At 69.5% G+C, this 17,335-nt stretch carries 13 protein-coding genes and 1 pseudogene; 5 read left to right on the top strand and 9 right to left on the bottom strand.

Annotated elements, in window-relative coordinates:
- Positions 1–114: 114 nt before the first annotated feature.
- Complete coding sequence (locus ND747_RS00620; RefSeq protein ID WP_251730913.1) at positions 115–774, top strand: TetR/AcrR family transcriptional regulator; 660 nt, start codon at positions 115–117, stop codon at positions 772–774.
- Between the two features lie 114 nt (positions 775–888).
- Here ND747_RS00620 and ND747_RS00615 read toward each other — a convergent pair whose 3' ends face one another.
- Together ND747_RS00615 and ND747_RS00610 are read right to left on the bottom strand one after the other, a co-directional pair.
- Positions 889–2,115: an amidohydrolase family protein gene (locus ND747_RS00615; protein WP_251730912.1), complete on the bottom strand. Its 1,227-nt coding sequence runs from the start codon at positions 2,113–2,115 to the stop codon at positions 889–891.
- A 60-nt stretch (positions 2,116–2,175) separates the two neighbouring features.
- Entirely contained in the window at positions 2,176–3,903 is a 1,728-nt protein-coding gene (locus ND747_RS00610) for an amidohydrolase family protein (RefSeq protein WP_251730911.1), read from the bottom strand.
- A gap of 125 nt (positions 3,904–4,028) precedes the next feature.
- Here ND747_RS00610 and ND747_RS00605 point away from each other — a divergent pair, with 125 nt between their 5' ends.
- Entirely contained in the window at positions 4,029–4,742 is a 714-nt protein-coding gene (locus ND747_RS00605; protein ID WP_251730910.1) for a TetR/AcrR family transcriptional regulator, read from the top strand.
- Positions 4,743–4,784: 42 nt separating this feature from the next.
- On the opposite strand, the gene ND747_RS00600 is transcribed toward ND747_RS00605, so the two are convergent.
- Both ND747_RS00600 and ND747_RS00595 read right to left on the bottom strand, forming a co-directional pair.
- The gene (locus tag ND747_RS00600) at positions 4,785–5,798 is read right to left on the bottom strand and encodes a phosphotransferase family protein (protein WP_251730909.1); all 1,014 of its coding nucleotides are present in this window, start codon (positions 5,796–5,798) and stop codon (positions 4,785–4,787) included.
- Positions 5,795–6,163: a nuclear transport factor 2 family protein gene (locus ND747_RS00595; RefSeq protein ID WP_251730908.1), complete on the bottom strand. Its 369-nt coding sequence runs from the start codon at positions 6,161–6,163 to the stop codon at positions 5,795–5,797. Before ND747_RS00595 ends, ND747_RS00600 begins: the two co-directional genes overlap by 4 nt.
- 227 nt (positions 6,164–6,390) lie before the next feature.
- Between ND747_RS00595 and ND747_RS00590 the strand changes: the two genes are divergently transcribed.
- On the top strand, positions 6,391–7,515 hold the full coding sequence (locus ND747_RS00590) for an alcohol dehydrogenase catalytic domain-containing protein (protein ID WP_251730907.1): 1,125 nt from the start codon (positions 6,391–6,393) through the stop codon (positions 7,513–7,515).
- A gap of 210 nt (positions 7,516–7,725) precedes the next feature.
- Here ND747_RS00590 and ND747_RS00585 read toward each other — a convergent pair whose 3' ends face one another.
- The 3 genes from ND747_RS00585 to ND747_RS00575 form a co-directional block, all read right to left on the bottom strand.
- A complete protein-coding gene (locus tag ND747_RS00585; protein WP_251730906.1) occupies positions 7,726–10,623 on the bottom strand; it encodes an FAD-binding and (Fe-S)-binding domain-containing protein in 2,898 nt (965 codons plus the stop codon).
- Positions 10,624–10,649: 26 nt separating this feature from the next.
- Entirely contained in the window at positions 10,650–11,843 is a 1,194-nt protein-coding gene (gene serA, locus ND747_RS00580; RefSeq protein ID WP_251730905.1) for a phosphoglycerate dehydrogenase, read from the bottom strand.
- A gap of 314 nt (positions 11,844–12,157) precedes the next feature.
- Entirely contained in the window at positions 12,158–13,231 is a 1,074-nt protein-coding gene (locus ND747_RS00575; RefSeq protein WP_374216113.1) for a CocE/NonD family hydrolase, read from the bottom strand.
- Positions 13,232–13,625: 394 nt separating this feature from the next.
- Between ND747_RS00575 and ND747_RS00570 the strand changes: the two genes are divergently transcribed.
- Positions 13,626–13,910 carry a hypothetical protein gene (locus ND747_RS00570; RefSeq protein ID WP_251730903.1) on the top strand — a complete coding sequence of 95 codons (285 nt, stop codon included), beginning with the start codon at positions 13,626–13,628 and terminating at the stop codon, positions 13,908–13,910.
- A 24-nt stretch (positions 13,911–13,934) separates the two neighbouring features.
- Here the strand turns inward: ND747_RS00570 and ND747_RS00565 are convergent, their stop codons facing one another.
- Positions 13,935–14,972 (bottom strand): GTP-binding protein, encoded by a 1,038-nt coding sequence (locus ND747_RS00565; RefSeq protein WP_251730902.1) that lies wholly within the window; start codon positions 14,970–14,972, stop codon positions 13,935–13,937.
- A 72-nt stretch (positions 14,973–15,044) separates the two neighbouring features.
- Positions 15,045–15,533, bottom strand: a pseudogene (locus ND747_RS00560) (SAM-dependent methyltransferase); the annotation flags it as partial.
- Positions 15,534–15,596: 63 nt separating this feature from the next.
- Here ND747_RS00560 and ND747_RS00555 point away from each other — a divergent pair.
- A complete protein-coding gene (locus ND747_RS00555; RefSeq protein WP_251730901.1) occupies positions 15,597–17,051 on the top strand; it encodes a recombinase family protein in 1,455 nt (484 codons plus the stop codon).
- Positions 17,052–17,335 lie beyond the last annotated feature (284 nt).

Here is a 17,335-nt window from a genome sequence, read left to right as displayed (position 1 = left end):
AACCCTCGTTGCCGGGTCGGAAGCGGGCGGTACCCTCGTCCGAGGCAGGCGTGGAGTACCGGGTGGAGTGTCCACCGGGCGGCGCCGCATGGCCGGAAGGGCTGGGTTTCCGGCGTGGCCGGTTCGGGTGGCCGGGTGCGGTGGGGCAGTGACACCGCGCTGGTGGATGACGACGAGGCGCGGCGGCGGCTGGTGGCGGCGGCTGGCCGCTGCCTGCTCGCCCGAGGGGTCGTCCGGTTGACGGTCGACGAGGTGGCCCGGGAGGCCGCCGTCGTGCGGTCGACGGTCTACCGCTACTTCGGGTCGCGCGACGAGCTGATCCTGGCCGTGCTCCTCGAACGGATTGACGCGGCCATGCGACGCGTCATCGACATGTTGGAGCATCCGGACGATGCCGGCCGGTCCATCAGCGACATGCTCATGTACTTCAACGGTCTGGTGCCGGGAAACCCGTTCAACGAGGAGTTGTTCGCGCCGGACAGCCGCTGGATCGTCACCTCGATCGAGGTGCAGTCGGAGCTTGTCGTGGACGCCTACCACGAGCACCTGCATCCCCTGCTGGCCCGCTGGCAGGCGGCCGGACAGCTGCGCGCCGACCTCGACCTGCGGGAGACGAGCCGGTGGCTGAACACGGTGGGGCTGCTGCTGCTGTCCCCGCCGTGGACGCAGCGCACGGACGCCGCCAAACGCGAGTTCCTCGACCACTATGTGGTGCGCGCCCTCGTCACCGGCCAGGACGACAGGGGCGCCGGGAGCGGCGGGAGCGACCGCTGATCAGGTGAACAACGACAGGCGTGCCACCCACTGGGAGACACGCCTGCCCTCGCGTGGTGCATCGGCCCACCGGAAGCACCGGACCGCGGGGATCGCTGGTTCGTGGGACCCGCGTCAGCCTGTCGGGAAGGTGAGTTCCCGCGCGTTGTCATACATGATGCGCTGCTGTTCGGCGGCGCTGAAGTCGGCGACGTTGGCAAGGAAGTCGCCGGGCGCGGGGAATCCCTCGCCGTGAGGCCAGTCGGAGCCGAAGAGAATGCGTTCCACCGGCAGATGCCGGGCGAGTTCGCGGACGTCCTCCTCGACGAAGGGAGCGACCCAGCAGTGCTCGATGAACTGGTCGCGCGGGTTGGTGCTGAAACCGCCGCCGTGACCCAGGTAGTCGAGCGCGAGCAGCAGCGACGGCACCCAGGCACAGCCGTTCTCGATGTAGGCGAACTTCAGTTTCGGGAACCGCTCGAACAGCCGGTGGGCGACGAGCACATAGGCGAAGTCGTGCACCGTCCGGTGTTTGGTGAGCCCAGCGAAGGTCGAGGACTGGCCGAGCCGGTTGGTGTCACCCGGCGCGATCCCGGCCATGTGCGCCTCGCCCCAGACGTCGTCCATCACCTGGTTCAACGGGGTATAGGTCTCGTCGCTGCCGTCGTGGCTGGCGACCACGATGCCGGCTTCCGCGGCCAGACCCCAGAAACGGTCGAAGATCGGGTCGGCCGGCGACCGGTTACCGTCCCGGGTGACGGCAGCCCCGTGCCGGATGTTCACCACCCGGGCACCGTGCTCGGCACACCAGCGCAGTTCCCGCGCGGCTTCGTCCGGATCGCACAGGGTGATGAAAGGTACGCCGAAGATACGGTCCTGATAGGCGAAGCCCCACTGGTCGTCGATCCAGCGGTTGAAGGCGCGGTAGCACTCGACCGCCGCCTCGGTGTCGGTGTGCAGCAGCGGCTCGAGCACCACCCCCTGGGACGGGAACACCCAGGTGGCGTCGACACCCTGGGTGTCCATCACCTTCAGCCGGGCGTCCCGCTCGAACCAGTCCGGATGGTCCGCCGCCTTCTCGGTGAATCCGGACAGGAAGACGTCCCGGCTGGTGCCGCCCTGGAAGTAGTCCAGGAACGCGCCCGGCAGGGGACGTGGGTGCACGTCGGCCGGGCCGGGCAGCCACTCGGTCTGTACGCCGTCGACGACATAGCGGGCCACACCGTCGATTTCCCTGATCTGGACGCCGCGATCGGCGAACTTCGGGTCACGGAAACGCGTGAAGGCGTCACTCGTCTCCCAGTAGTGGTTGTCGGCGTCGAAAAGCCTTAAGGCGCCCGTGGCCGGGTCGGAGCTGGTCATGGTCGTCTCCCTGGTCCGTCGATCGTTCGTTGCGGGTCCGTCGTCCGGGCTGGCCGCCGGCTAGGCCGTACCGTGCCGCAGCAGCTTGCCGGGCGTCGCTTCGGTGCAGACACCGTTGATGAAGGTGGTCTTGCCGTTCACGATGATCCGGTCATAGCCGACCGCCTTCTGGACGAGGCGCCACTCGTCGGCCGGGTAGTCGAACAACCGCTCCTGGGGAAGGGCGTCGACGGTCTCAGGGTCGTAGATGATGACATCCGCGGGCCGCCCCTCGGCGATCGAACCACGGTCGTGCAGCCCGATGGCCATGGCCGGGTAGGCCGACAGGCGCCAGTGCGCCTCCTCCAGCGACATGATCTCGTGCTCGCGGACCCAGTGACCGATCAGCTCGGTGGCGAACCGGGCCGTGGTGACGAACTTGGTGTGCGCGCCGCCGTCGCTGATCCCGGGCAGGGCCACCGAGCAGGACGTCACCTCCCGGACGGCCTGGGTGTCCATGTCGATCATCGTGGTGCCGAAGCCGACGTTGAGGTCGCCGGCGACGGCGATGTCGAGCAGGGCATCGGCCAGGTGCTTGCCCTCGCGGGCCGCGATCTCGCCGATGGTGTAGCCCTCGTACTTCTCCTTGAGCGCCAGGGCGTCCTTGGCGTCACTCGTGATCCAGTTCACCGTGATGTCGGCAAGCGGATAGCGGGCGGCCCCGAAACCGCCCTCCATCTCGTCGATCGCCGCCCGCAGCGCCGGGCGGCGATCCGGGTCGGAGAACTTGGCGATCTTCTCCTCGAGGGTGCCGAGGCCGGCCTCCTTCCAGGCCGGGAAGATGTCCATGAGGTTGTAGTTCTCCAGGACGATCTCGGACTGGAAGCGCACGATCTGGGCCGAGGCGAAGACGCGCAGGCCCTCCTGCCCGTTCAGCTCCTCCAGCCGGTCGATGGTCTCCAGGTGCGGGAACTGCGACTCGCCGTGCTGGTTGACCGATCCGGTGGGCGCCAGCGCGTTCCAGATGATCGGGCGGCCGCTCTCCCGGGCGATCAGCGCCGCCGTCTCGAGCTGTCCGGTGATCTGGGTGGTGCCGCGACCGACCCGGCGCAGCGCCCGGGAGAACGCCGTGATCTCCCGCTCCGTCATCATGTCGGTCACCATCGGTGAACCGTCGTAGTCGAGCTGGACGTTGAACAGGTCACCGGAGATCTGCGAGCTCCAGCCGGCGGCGCCGGCCTCCATCCCCTCGATGACAAGCTGGCACATCCGCTCGAGCTCCTCGTCGGACGCCCGGTGCTTCTTGGCCTTGTCGACCCCGACCACGTAGGCGTACAGCGGCGCCAACGGAACGAGCGACATGACGTTGACGCCCTTGGGGGTCCGCTCGACACTGTCGAGGAACTCGGGATAGGTCTCCCAGTCCCAGGGCATTCCGGCCCGCATCGTCTTGATGGGCACCGCCTCGTTGCGGGAGAGGCTGAGCATCGCGCGGTCCTGGTCCTGCGGTCGACACGGCGCGAAGCCGAATCCACAGTTGCCGACCAGCACGGTGGTGACGCCGTGCCAGCCCGACATCGTGCACCACGGGTCCCAGAAGAGCTGGCTGTCGTAGTGGGTGTGCACGTCGACGAACCCGGGGGCGACGATCTTGCCGGTGGCGTCGACCACCTCGGCACCATCGGCGGCATCGACCGGCCCGATCTGGACGATCCTGCCATCCTTGATCGCCACATCGGCCTTGTAGCGAGGCGTCCGGAGCCCGTCGATGACGGTGCCCCCCTTGATCACGATATCGAACAGGGCCACTGTCCCACTTCCTCCCGCTGCACGCCCACCAGTGGGACACGGCTGTCACACCAAAGTGCCACGGTAACTTCTTGCTGGTCGCTCGGCAAGTATGTTTTGCGTGGTCGGGAAAGTACTCTGCTGCCATGAGCTCCGCCGCCGCTCCTCGCCGCCGGACCCAGCTCGAGCGGCGGACCGAGTCCGAGGAGGCCCTGCTCGACGCGGCCGCCGATCTGGTGGCCGAACGAGGGGTCGACGGAGCGTCTCTGGCCCGCATCGGGACCCGTGCCGGAGCGAGCCGGGGTCTACCGACCCATCACTTCGGGTCCAAGGACGGCCTGGTGGCCCGGCTGGCCCAGCGGGCCCAGGATCGGATCGACGAGCAGAACCACGCCAACGCGGCCCGGGACGGCCGCCACCCCGGCAACTCCTGCGGCCTCGACCTGCTGCTGCTGTCGGTCGACACCTACCTGACCCGGTTCGAGGACCCCAGCAGCGACGACCGGGCCCTGATCGTCATGTGGGGAGCCACTTTCCCCACGGAGGCCTCGGTGGCGGGAATGATCGACGCCGACCGGCGCAGTCGCGAGGGTTGGGCCGATCTGATCGAACGTGGCCAGCGCGACGGCTCGATCCGCACCGACCTCGACGCCCGCACCGCGGCGGTCCTCCTGCAGGGGTTCATTCGCGGCCTCGCGGCGAACCTGCTCACCGACATCCATCTCCTCGAACGGGGCCAGGGCCGCCGAGCCGGCCGGGCCTGGATCGCCTCCGCCCTCGCGCCGCGCGGGCAGGGCCGACCGGATCCGACGAACGAGAACGGAGGTCTGGCCCAGGCCGCCACGTCTGACCTGACGTGAGGCTGCGGGCGGGGCCGAGCGTCAGGAAACAGGGGCCGAGCGTCAGGAAACTTCGGACAGCAGGCGTTCGAGGTCGACCAGGGAAGGATGAATGCTCTCGACCTCCGCCTCGGCGGTCCCGCGCAGGAGTCGGAATGCCCGGGTCGAGGTGACCGCCATGAACGTCGCTGCGAACAGCTCCCAGTACCGGGTGTCACCGATGGTGAACCCGGTCCGCTGTGCCCACCGTCGCCAGGTCTGCTCCGCTGTCGGTAGCCCGGTGGGCCGCCCGCCTGCGATCCGGGCGTACCGGTCGTCGAGGTAGAGCTTGTACGCGAGATCGCCGCGTGGGTTGCCGACATGGGCGAGCTCCCAGTCGACCAGCGCGACGATCGTGTCGCCGTCGACGATCGCGTTCGCCAGCCGGGCGTCACCCATGCACGGCCCGCAGGCGGTGTCGGCATCGTCGGGGGCGTTGTCCTGCAGCCACCGCAGCGCGCGTTCCTGCACCTTCGCGGCGCCGGGGGACACCGTGTCATGCAGGCTGGCGACCCAGAACGCGAGCATCGCCGAGTGGTTCCCGCCCCGCGGCGCCGGGCCGAACGTGTCGGCCGGAAGGCGGTGCAGGTCGGCGAGCAGATCGACGAAGCCGTTCCAGACGGCTGTGCGCCGGTCGGGGTCCGCGTCGGCGAACCAGCCGCGCTCGGCGTAGCCGGTCGACGGTTCGTCGGGGAGCCCGGTGCCATGGACCAGCTCCATCGCGAACCACGGTGTGCCGATGACGGTTCCGGCGGGGTCCGTGGCCAGGACCTGGGGCACGGGCACGGTCGTTGCGGCGAGCCCCCGCAGTACCCGGGGTTCGATCTCGGGTGCGGCCTGGAACACGACGCTCGGTGTCGACTGGACCTTCACCACGAGATCCATCGGGTTCGCGTCCAGCAACCAGGTCGTGTTCACGTGGCCCGTACCCGCTCTCCGGCAGCCGCGCAGGTCATGGTCGACGCCGGTGAGGTCACGTAACCGCGTCTGCAGGGCGACGAGATCGAAGGTCGGGGTCTCGCCACCGGTTCTGGTCACTGCCAGCGTCCCTTCGTGTAGGCCATGTTCCACACCTCGCGGATCCGGCCGTCCACCACGCGGAAGATCTCCATGCTCGACGTCACCGAGACCGGCTCTCCGGCCGCTCGCTCGGCGTGGCATTCGTAGACGATGCAGACCCGGTCACCGTCGGCGATGACCTGGAGCAGCACGAACGTCAGATGCTTCACCATCGCCCAGGTGTCGACGACCCGCGCGACAGCCTCGGCGTGGCTGATCGTGCGCACGCCGCCGATCTCGTGGCGCACCACCGTCTCACCGATCAGTTCGGCGGCGAGCTCGTAACGCTGGTTGTTCCAGAGTTCGTAGTTGTAGAGCTCGACGACCTCACGTGGTGATCTCATGAGCCCGACTCCCGGCCTGCGCCCCGATGCGACATGATCATTTTCGACGTATGTTTGGTGAAACTAGTAAGCGGGGTAGGCGAAAGTCAACCAACGTTTCTTCAGTCGACCAGCGGGCCAGCCGACCTGGAACCTGGCGTGAGCACAGCCCGGCGACCCGACGGAGCGCGTCGTGACCCGACCGGGCCTCGCCGCGTTCCTTGCCGCATCCTCGTCAGGAGGTCGCCGTGCGCGCCGCTCGCCTTCATGGTGCTCGGGACATCCGGTTCGATGACGTGCCCGAGCCGTCCCTCCCCCTGGACGGTCTGCTGCTGAGGCCGCGGTTCACCGGGTTGTGTGGGTCCGACCTGCACGTCTGGCACACCGGACCGCTCGGCGACCTCGGTCCGATGGTGCTCGGCCACGAGTTCTCCGCCGAGATCGTGGCGGTCGGCGGCCAGGTCACCGACGATCGGCTGCAGCCGGGGATGCTGGTCGCGGTCGAGCCGATGTGGACCTGCGGACACTGCGCACCCTGCCGGCGCGGCGCCTACAACCTGTGCCGCCATCTCGTCTGGCACGGGTTGTCGGCGCACGACGGCGGCCTGGGGGAGCTGACCGCGGTGCGGGCGGACATGGCCCATCCGCTGCCCCCCGGCGTCGACGCCCTGGCTGGTGCGCTCGTCGAGCCGCTCGCGGTCGCCCATCACGCGGTCGGACGAAGCGGAATCAGCCCGGGCGGAACCGGCGCGGTCCTCGGCGCCGGTCCGATCGGGATCGCGGTGGCCCTCAACCTCGTCGCACGCGGTGTCGACCTGATCGTTGCCTCCGAACCGTCCCCCGTCCGCCGTGCGGCTTTGCGCACCGCACTTGCCGCCGTGGGTGTCGAGGATTCCGGCGTCGCCGTCACCGCGGGTCTTGCTGCCGCTGGCGGTACTCCCGGCACCGCCGGTGTTCTCGGCACAGCTCCCGGACCCACGCTGCGGGTCGTCGACCCGGCGGCGGAGGACCTGTCGTCCGTCGTCACGGGACTGACCGACGGTGATGGAGTGGATGTCGCCTTTGACGCCGCCGGTGCCGAGCCGGCCTTCCACGCGGGGCTGCGCGTCGTGCGCCCGGGCGGACGCGTCGTCACCATCGCCGTCTACACCCGACCGGTCACGTTCAGGCCACTCGACGTGTTCTTCGGCGAGATTGACCTCGTCGCCTCCTGTGCCTACCGGGACGACTTTCCCGGCGTCATCGACCTGCTGCGCGCCGGAGCCTTCCCGACCGACGGCTGGGTTCGCCCGGTCCCGCTCGCTGGCGTCGGCGCCGCCTTCGAGGCTTTGGACCAGGCCCAGGAAGCCAAACTCCTGGTCGACATGTCCTGACCCCGGTGCCCCGGCGCCCCGGTGCCACCGGGCGGCCGGCGGCAATGCCGTCCGTCTCGACGCGTCTCCGCTGAGGTCGGCCGGCCCGTGGGTGATGCCGGGTGCTTGAAGGGCTGGTGGCGGTTGAGGGGCGCTGACCGGCCGCCGAGCCGGGCCTGCAGGCTTCGACTGGACGCGGACCTTCGGTGAAGTTCCAGCTGAACCGGCCAGTCAGCTGAGCTGAGGAGCCGCAGCGAGCAGTTCGGCCAGGTGGACGGCGGGGCGGTGGCGCAGGTCGGCGATCTGGGTACGGCAGGAGAAGCCGTCGGCGAGCACGACGGCGTCCGGGGCGGCGTCCAGGGCCGGCAGCAGCTGCTGGCCGGCGACGGCGACCGACACCTCGTAGTGCCCGATCTCGACGCCGAAGTTGCCGGCGAGCCCGCAGCAGCCGGCGAGGGTCGTGACGGTGGCGCCGGTGCGTTCGAGCAAAGCCCGGTCGGCCGCCCACCCGAGCACCGCATGGTGGTGGCAGTGGGGCTGGGCCACGACGGTGGTGCCGGTCAGATCGGGCGGCGTCCAGCCGGGCGTGCCGGCCAGCAGTTCGGCCAGGGTGCGGGTGGCGCCGGCCACCAGGTGCGCGTCCTGCGCCTGGTCGGTGCCGCCGAGCAGTTCGACGGCGTCGGAACGCAGCACCGCGGTGCAGGACGGCTCGATGCCGACGATCTGGATGCCGTCGCGGACGGCGGCCGCGAGCTCGGTCACCGTCCGTCCGAGAATGCGGCGGGCGGCGTCCAACTGGCCGGTGGTGATCCAGGTCAGGCCACAGCAGGTACCGGACGAGGGCAGCCGGGGCTCGTACCCCGCCGCGCGCAGCACGCGCACCGTGGCCGCCGCGGCCGCCGGTGAGAAGGACTCGGAGAAGGAGTCGACGAACAGCAGCACCGGCGTCGCGGGCGGCACCGGGGTCCCCGAGCCGGAGACGCCCGCAGCCGAGAGGCCCGCAGCCGTCAGGCCCGGCGTCGACGGGCCTGACGTGGCGGCCTCGGGCTGGTCGGCCCACCAGCGACGGAACGGGACCGGCGCGAACGCGGGGACGGTGCGGCGTCGGTCCACTCCGGCCAGGGTGAGCCCGGCCTTGCCGAGGACGGGGGTCTTCGCCAGCAGGTTCACCAGCCGCGGCGCCCGTCCGGCGAGCCGTGCCCAGCGCGGCAGCCAGCCCAGACTGTAGTGGGAGCGTGGCCGCGGCCGGTGCCGGTAGCGCTGGTGCAGGGCCTCGGACTTGTAGGTGGCCATGTCGACGCCGGTCGGGCAGTCGGCGGCGCAGCCCTTGCAGGAAAGGCACAGATCCAGGACATCGAGCACCGCGGGGGCCCGCCAGTCCAGGTCGCCGCGCACGACGTCCTGCAGGACCCGGGCCCGGCCGCGGGTGGAGTCCTTCTCCTCCCGGGTGGCGAGATACGACGGGCACATCACCCCGCCGGCCGCGGTGTTGTCGGCGCGGCAGCGGCCCACGCCGGTGCAGCGGTGCAGGGCCTGGGCGAGGTCGCCGCCGTCGTGCGGATAGGTGAACGCGAGGTCCCTGCGGTAGGTCACCCCGCTCATCCGCACGTTTGCGTCGAAGGGGTCGGGGTTGACCAGGACCCCGGGGTTGAGCCGGTTGTCGGGGTCGAACGCGTGCTTGACCGCGCCGAACAGGGCGATGGCGTCGGCGGAGTACATCTGGGCGAGCAGCTCGCCGCGGGCCCGGCCGTCCCCGTGCTCGCCCGAGATCGAGCCGCCGAACTCGGTGACCAGCGCGGCGGCCGCGGTCAGGAACCGGCGCAGTACCGCCAACCCGTCCGGACGGGCCAGCGGGAAGTCGAGCCGCACGTGCATGCAGCCGTCGCCGAAGTGGCCGTAGGGCGCGGACGTCATCCCGTGGTCGGCGACCAGCTCGTCGAAGCGCGCGAGATAGTCCCCGAGCCGCGCGGGCGGCACCGCGGCGTCCTCGAGCCCGGGCCAGGCCGGCTGGCCCGACGGCGCCCGCCCGGCGAGGCCGGCGCCGTCCTCGCGGATGCGCCACAGCCGGGCCTGCTCCGCGGGATCGGTGACGATCCGGGTCTCGGTGCCCAGGTCGGCGGCGGCCAGCGCGGTCGCCCGGTCCAGGACCTCGGTGCGGTCGTCGCCGGCGATCTCCACGAACAGCCAGGCGCCGCCACGGGGCAACGATGGGACCGCACCGTCGCCGCGTCGGGAGCGCAGGACGTCGACCAGCCGCTGGTCCATCCCCTCGCAGGCGGTCGGACCGAACGTCACCACCGTCGGTGCCGCGTGCCCGGCCTGCACGATGTCGGCGAAGCCGAGCGCGACCAGAACCCGATGATCAGGATCCTTCACCAGCCGTACGGTGGCCTGGGTGAGGATGCCGAGGGTGCCCTCGGAGCCGATGAGGGCCTGTCCCAGGTCGAACCGTTCGGGCAGCAGATGGTGCACGGCGTAGCCGGACAGCTGGCGACCGAAGGTGTCGAACTCGGTGCGGGCCGCGCCGAGATGACGCCCGGCTGCCGCCCGCAGGTCGGTCAGCAGGCGTTCCGGGCCGTCGACGACGGGCGCCGCACCGGTGCGGGGACCGCCAGCGATACCGGTGTAGCCGGTGCGCAGCGTCTCGCCCGAGGCCAGCAGATGGGTCATCGCGACGACGTTGTCGCTGGTGCGCCCGTAGCCCAGCGCCCGGCTGCCACAGGCGTTGTTGCCGATCATTCCGCCGATGGTGCAGCGCGAATGGCTGGACGGGTCGGGGCCGAAACGCAGCCCGAGCGGCAGCACGACCTTCTGCAGATCCGCGTGCACGATGCCGGGCTCGACCACCGCGGTGCGCGCGTCGGCGTCCACCTCGAGCACCCGGTTCAGGTGCCGGCTGAAGTCGAGCACCACGCCCGGCCCGATCGCGTTGCCCGCGATGGACGTGCCACCGCCGCGGGCGGTGAAGGCGACCCCGTGCTCCCGGGCGATCCCGAGCGCGCTCGCCACGTCGGCGACGTGCCGGGGACGCACCACGGCCAGCGGCGGGACCCGGTAGAGCGACGCGTCGGTCGCGTACATCGCCAACGTCGCGCGATCGTCGCGAACCTCCAGGCCCGCGGCCCGCATCCCCCCAACCAGATCGGAACCGACGGTCACAGGGAGCGGACGCGGATGGTTTCGGGCATGGCGGCCAGCGAGTCGAACAGGGCCGACGGGTAGTCGACGGCGATGTCGGTGATGGCGTAGCCGTACTCGCCGCGGGTGTCGAGCAGCTGGCCCTCGATGTTGACCTTGTGTTCGGCGAGCAGACTGTTGATCTTCGCGAGCACGCCGGGGACGTTGCGGTGCAGGTGGACGATCCGGCGCCCGCCGTGGCGGGGCGGTAGCGACAGGTGCGGCAGGTTGACGCTCATCGTCGTGTTGCCGTCGTGGGCGTAGTCGCGCAGCTTGCCGGCGACGTAGTGGCCGATGTCCTGCTGGGCCTCCTCGGTGGACCCGCCGATGTGCGGGGTGAGGATGACGTTGGGCAGCCCGCGCAGCTCGGAGACGAACTCGTCGCCGCGGCCGGCCGGCTCCTGCGGGAAGACGTCGACGGCCGCGCCGGCCAGGTGGCCGGACTCGATGTGGACGCGCAGCGCGTGATGGTCCACGACGAAGCCGCGGGAGAGGTTGAGGAACAGGCTGCCGGGGCGCATCAGGGCGAACTGGTCGTCGCCGAACATCCCGAGGTTGCCCCGGCGGCCGTCGACGTGCAGGGTGACGACGTCCACCGTGCCGAGCAGTTCGGCCAGGGTCGCGCAGCGCCGCGCGTTGCCCATCGCCAGCTTGTCGTCGGTGTCGTAGAAGTAGACGCTCATGCCGAGGGCCTCGGCGAGGACCGACAGCTGGGCGCCGATGTTGCCGTAGCCGACGATGCCCAGGCGCCGGCCGCGGACCTCGTGTGCCGCCTCGGCGGACTTGTCCCACAGGCCCGCGTGCATGCCGGCGTTCTTCTCGGTCAGCCGCCGGGTCATCGCGATGATCTCGGCCACCGCGAGCTCGACCACGCTGCGGGTGTTGGAGAACGGGGCGTTGAACACCGCGATGCCGCGGTCGCCGGCGGCGGCCAGATCGATCTGGTTCGTGCCGATGCAGAACGCACCGACGGCCAGCAGATCGGACGCCTCCTCGAACACCGCCTCGGTGACCTCGGTCTTCGACCGGATGCCCAACAGCTGGAAGCCGGCCAGCGCCTCGATCAGCGCCTGTTCACCGAGCGCCCGGTCGAGCGTCTCGACCGCCGCTCCCGCGGAGCGCAGGATCGCCGCAGCATCGGGATGAACACTCTCAAGCAGCAATGCACGCACAGCAGACGCCCTCAGTGGCTGGCAACAGTACGCCCGTAGTCTACGGACCCCTCGGCACTCCTCCGCACCCGTCCCGTCCCGCCCTCGGGCGGTGCCGGACATCGCCGGACATCGCCGACTCCCAGATCAGGCTCCGTCGACTCCCGTGCGGTCCGCCATATCGGCGTGTCGCGCCCGGCGGGTCGATCTCTGTGGTCCTGATACTGGGTTTTCGGCGCCTTCTGGCCCGTTTACTCCTGGTCGAAGGACCCGCGTCCGCTGCGGCTTTCCTGGGCCATGCCGGAGAGCCCGCGGCGCAGGGAGGGATGCGCCCGTCACCAGCCCAGAGGCTCAGTGGCGAAGCCGCTGGTGGGGGTGACGCCGCTGCGGGCCGCGGGGAGCCGCCCCCTGGGGAGCGGCGGCAGGTTCACCACCGAGCGGCCGGTGCTGTTGCGCACGATCTGGTAGGAGCCGCCGGCCAGGCTGGCCTGCTGGGCAGCGGTGTAGGCACAGGGCTGGGGCAGACCGAGCAGGCCGCCGCAGTCGTTTTTCTCGGCCTGGTGCTGGACTGGTCGGGGGCGGCGAACGCCACGTGGTCGGCGCCTGTCGGGCCGGGCTGGCTGGTGGTGAGCCCGGAGTTCGCGTTGAGGCAGTACGGGGTGTACCTGGCGACCAGCGGGTAGCTGCTGGCGTTGACCCACCGGTTGCTGCTGTGCTCGTAGAGGTGCAGCGGCGTTTTCGTGGCGTCGATGCCGGTTTTGCGGTTCTTCAGCCAGGTGTCGTACCACTCGAGCTCGATGGCCGCTGGCGTTGATCTCGGCGACCAGCTGTCGGCCGAAGGCCAGGTTCTCCGCCCGGTGCTTGTCACCGCCCAGCGGGAGATCCTGGCCGAACAGCGGGACCGTAGCGGAAGGAACGCCGCCGGAGAAGTAGATGTTGTAGCTGTTCGAGGCGCAGGCCGGAATGACGGCCTTCACCGGTGCGTGCGGGCCCACGGCGGCGGCGGTGAAAAGCTGGTTGATCCCGAGCTGGGAACACCCGTACAGCCCGATGACGCCGTTCGACCCGGCCAGCTGGTGCGCGGCCCAGTCCACCACCTCGACGCCGTCCTTCGTGATGCGCGGGCCGAACAGGGGGTTCACCAGCGGCCCGTCATTCGGTGCCTGGGAGCGGTTCGTGCCGCGTACGTCCACCGAGACGAAGATGTAGCCCCGGCTCACGAAGAATTCTGCGGCCAGAAGTTGGTGGGAGCTGTCATCAGCTGTCAACCGAGGGGAAGGGAACAGTCCGGTGACGGTGGCCCGTTCGGGCCGGCTGACCGAATGGTCGGCCGGGTCTGCGGCGTTCGTGTGGCCACCGCCGTCCGGTCGTCCGTAGGGGCGGTGGTGGTTGTCGGGCTGCTTTGCCAGGTGAGGGTGGCCGGGTTCGGTCGGGTGGGAGGGGTGCGCCGCCGGTCACGCGAAGGTGCCGGTTCACCGGCGCACGTCCGGCGAGCATCTGGTGGCCGTCGGGAGAGCAGCACAGCCGCCTCCCGGTGGTGGTCGTGCTTCCTGGCAGCAGCAGCAGCGGCGGCCGGCCGGGGGGTTGGTCGCCGTTCCACGGCCGCGCGGCAATCCCCCGGAAGAACGCCAGAAAAGTGGTGGTGGCGGCCCGGAGCTCGATCCCCTGACCTGCCCGGGTCCGTCCGAGCGTGCCGAGGTTCGGCTCACGTGGACCAGTGCGGTGTCGGCGCGACACGTCCTGGCAAGAATTCCCGGATAGCATTGGTAGCCGCCACGGGCGGCGTGGTCGAAGGGAATGCATGTGAGCGGCACGGAAACCTGGCTCGTCTGCAAGGTCGGTTGCATCGAATGCGGCGTGATAGAAGAACCGGCACTCGCGATCATCGGGATGTTCGGAGATGAGCAGCAGGCCGTGGAAACCGCCCGCAAGGAGGCGCACACGATCGCGCAGCGGTGGGGAATGACGAATCCCGAACAGCCGTATGCGGTGCGGGCGAACCAGCTGCCGGGCTCGCGGCTGGGGGCCGGCTGGATGTGGACACCGGCGGACCATGAGCAGGTCTTCGCGGTGCGTGTTCCGGCGTGACCGCCGCCGGAGCCGCGCGCGTGGTCACTGGCCCAGCCGGCGATACCGGGCGAGGCGGCGGACGCCGTCCGGGCCGGGGCGGTCCGTGAGCGGGGCAAGGGCAGCCTCGAGTCGGGCGCGGACGGCCGGCTCGTCGAGGTCGGTGCCGATCGCGACCAGCCCGGGAGAACCACTGTCCGTGGGCGGCCTTGCGGTGATGTGGATCTGTCGTCCGACCAGGTTGACGAGATGGTCGCGGTGGCTGCGTCCGGTGTCGACGGTGACGGTGCCCTTGAGCCGGTAGACGTTCATGGGCGGGTTCTCCACCAGGTCGAGCAGCCGGCCTGGGTCGACCGGACCGGGCGCGGGCACGGTCACCGCGGCGACGTGTGGATGCGGCCCGTGCCCGTGGTCGTGGCGTGCGGCGCGTTCCTGCCGGGCCAGGGCCGCCAGCGGAAGCTCGTCGACCGGGTCGTGCGGGTGGGCCGCGTCGAAGACCAGAACCGGATCGACCTGGCCGTGCGTCGTGGCGAGGACGTGCACGTGGGGGTTGCTGGCGCGGATCCGGGCGGTGATCCGGGCGACCGTCGCGTCGCGCTGTTGCGGCGGGAGCCGGTCGGTCTTGTTGATCAGGACGAGGGACGCGGACGCGAACCGGGCCGGGGCCAGGCCACCCCGGTCGACGGTGTCGAAGTAGGCGGCGGCATCCACGACGTCGACGAGGCCGCCGGGACGCACCCGGCGCACGGCGCTGAAGCGGATCAGCCGGGCCAGGTTCGGCGGGTCGGCGATGCCACTGGCCTCGACGATCACCGCGTCGAGGCGTAGCCGGGGGTGGGAGAGCCTCTCCAACGCCTCGTCCAGGCCGTCGGTGTCGGGCAGGCAGCAGACGCAGCCGCCGGCGATCGAGGCCGGCTCGTCCACCTGGCCGGTGACCAGCATGGCATCGACGTTGATCGCCCCGAAGTCGTTGACGACGACCCCGAGCCGGGCACCGGGGGCGGCCAGCAGACGGTTGAGCACGGTCGTCTTGCCCGCACCGAGATACCCGGTCAGTGCGATCACCGGTACCCGCAGTCCCATTCCTGCACCCTTGCACACGCTCGCGGCCCACCGAACTGCTTGGCGCACCCCCGATGCCGGCGCTGCGCACTGTTACGTGCGGGCCACTGCTCCGTAGAAGCTGACCTGGGCGTCGGTCAGGTCGGTCGGGGTGTTGGCGTCGGGGCGCCAGCGGTGCACCGTGCACAGGCCCGGGTCGAGCAGCTCCAGACCACTGAACAGGCGCAGGATCTCAGCCCGGGAACGGGTCTGGGCGGGGATGCCGCTGGCGCGGTAGGTGGCGGCGAGGCGTTCCATGCCGTCGTCGAAGTCGGCGGTGGCGTGCGTGACGGTCAGGTAACTGCCGGCGGGCAGCGCCTGCAGCAGCCGGCCGACCAGGGCGTGCGGGTCGTCTGCGTCCGGAAAGAAGTGCAGGATCGCCAGCACCGACAACGCGATCGGCTGGCTGAAGTCGAGGGTGTCACGCAGCTGCGGCGCGGCCAGAATGTCCTCGGGGGAGTGCAGGTCGGCGTCGAGATAGGCGGTCGCACCCGCAGCGGTGCTGTTCAGCAGTGCGCGGGCGTGCGTGAGAACAATCGGGTCCTAGAGTGTCGGGTAGTGTGCACGCCGTAGGCCGCGATCCGCACCGACTGCGAGGACTGGGACATGGGCGAGCTGGGCGCCGGATTTGTCAGGGTGTCGACGGGTAGCCAGGATGAGAGCTCACAGATCAAGATCATTGAAGGTGAGGCCACCGAACGCGGTATCACGATCGTCAGGTGGTTTCGGTTGCATGGCTACTCCGCTAGTCATGGTGCGCAAGAGCCTGCCCTACGCGAGGCAATCGCCGATATGCAGCGCGGAGATTACACGATTCTTATGGTTACAGAGTCGTCCCGCCTTGACCGCCGCGAGGATCTTGATGCGCAAGCGGAAATCCTGTTGAGTATTCGGTCGGCTGGTGGTGACATCATCTCGATTTCCGAACCTCAGTTCGGAAAGACAGATTTTGCCGGCCGTATCGTTACTCTCGTTGCCCAGCAAGCGAATGCCGAGAAGTCCATGATGGTAAAATCAACCACCTACCGTGGTATTTCTATGATTATTGCGAACAATGCCCATCATGGTCCGCTTCCGGCGTTCTGGAAGGCGAGGGGGGACCGCTACGGGAAGGCCGCTTTCTGCATCGACCCGGAATCCGTTCGGGACATTTATGAGCGTGTCGCCAGATGTGAATCTTTGCAGTCCATTGCTCGCGTCTACGATCTGTATCCGGGGTCGATCAAAAAGCTTATCGGGTTTGCTGCGAACCATTCGGGTGTTGAAGAGTGCCGCTACACCCATCAGGGTGTTACCGAGACGTGGGCGCACACGGTCACTCCGGTGGTCGACTCGCCGCTGTGGTGGCAGGCTAACAAGGTGCTTGCCGCCAATTTGACGGACGCCCGAGGAAACAGGGGCGGTCGTCCCATCGCGCGAGACGTCAACTGGCTCTCTGGCATTTTGGACTGCCCGTCGTGCGGTGCGAAGCTGAACGTCAATGCTGGTCACACCCCGGCCGGAAACCCGCGCACTCCGAAGCTCCGGTGCGGAGGGCACCCCAAAAAGCGTCTGGCGTGCGGTATTTTCCGGGGGTGCGACGCACAGCCAATCATCGACGCTATCGAGACGATGCTGTCCAGCGACACGACACCCATCCTTGCCTATCAGCGTGTGGCAGGAAACGCGCACACGCTGGACGAGATGCACGCCGAACTCGCCAAGATCAAAAGTCGTCTTTCCGCTACGGACGACGACGACGAACTTGATGAGCTGGTTGCTAGCCGTAAGGCCCTGCGGGCGGCCATCGAACAATTTGAGATTGTCCCTGACTCCTACGACTACGCGGAGACCGGGCAGACAGTCGGCCACATGTGGACAAGCAGCGACACCGACGCTAAGCGGGGAATGGTCCGCGCTATTCAGCGCGCCTGGGGTATGGCGCTTTCCGAGCATGGCGGGGCGTGGGTAATTCAGATTGGTGCGGGCTTCGCGGACACCAGCGGCGCGGACGGAATCGTAGACCTCGGAAACGGCCTTTGCGACCTCGGAAACGGTCTTTGCTTCCGCCGAGCACGTTAAGCACGGAACGGAAATCCATCCTCGCGTCCGCGCCGCAGGTGGCTCACGGGGAAGTCGGAATAACCAGCACGACCCGTCCGGCTTCCACATGCCCGAGCACGTCAGGGAGCCTGAAATCGCGCGCCGCGAGAATCACGACCGTCGGGGCGGATGACCGTGGCGAGGGGATCGGTTCCTGTCCGCTGGTCGGCCTGTGAGGCTCGTTGGTCGGTTCCTGTCCGCTGGTCGGCCTGTGAGGCTCGTTGGTCGGTTCCTGTCCGCTGGTCGGCCTGTGAGGCTCGTTG

The sequence above is a fragment of the Frankia sp. R82 genome, assembly GCF_023716925.1.
GTDB lineage: Bacteria > Actinomycetota > Actinomycetes > Frankiales > Frankiaceae > Frankia.
The sequence above is the reverse complement of the archived record's forward strand: the minus strand, read 5'-3'. Positions and strand labels throughout refer to the sequence as shown.